Origin of the sequence: Streptomyces actinomycinicus (genome assembly GCF_016741775.1) — a bacterium.
GTDB lineage: Bacteria > Actinomycetota > Actinomycetes > Streptomycetales > Streptomycetaceae > Streptomyces > Streptomyces actinomycinicus.
On sequence record NZ_JAERRK010000071.1, the window covers coordinates 1 to 663 of the forward strand.

Genomic DNA, 663 nt, shown 5'->3' on the forward strand with positions numbered 1-663 from the left:
GAGAGGAGGTAGCGCACCTCGGCGATGCACGTCTCCTCGTCGTCGTACGCGAAGTGGCAGACGCCGGAGGTCTCGGCGTGGACGTCGGCGCCGCCCAGGCCGTTCTGGGTGATCTCCTCACCGGTGACGGCCTTGACCACGTCCGGGCCGGTGATGAACATCTGCGAGGTCTCGCGGACCATGAAGACGAAGTCCGTCAGGGCGGGGCTGTAGGCTGCGCCGCCCGCGCACGGCCCGAGCATCACCGAGATCTGCGGGATGACACCGGACGCCTTGGTGTTGCGCTGGAAGATGCCGCCGTAGCCGGCCAGGGCCGAGACACCCTCCTGGATACGGGCGCCGGCGCCGTCGTTCAGGGAGACCAGCGGCGCACCGGCCGCGATGGCCATGTCCATGATCTTGTGGATCTTCGTGGCGTGAGCCTCGCCCAGCGCGCCGCCGAAGATCCGGAAGTCGTGCGCGTAGACGAAGACCGTACGGCCCTCGACCGTGCCCCAGCCGGTGACGACACCGTCGGTGTACGGCTTCTTGGCCTCCATCCCGAAACCGGTCGCCCGGTGCCGGCGCAGCTGCTCGACCTCCTGGAAGGACCCGGGATCGAGGAGCAGCTCGATGCGCTCCCGCGCCGTCAGCTTGCCCTTGGCGTGCTGCGCCTCGGTCGCC

General features: G+C 69.4%; 1 protein-coding gene. It reads right to left on the reverse strand.

Annotated elements, in window-relative coordinates; translation table 11 throughout:
* Positions 1 to 663, reverse strand: a 663-nt coding sequence (locus JK359_RS38525) for a carboxyl transferase domain-containing protein (protein ID WP_307788469.1), incomplete at both ends; no start/stop codon positions are given.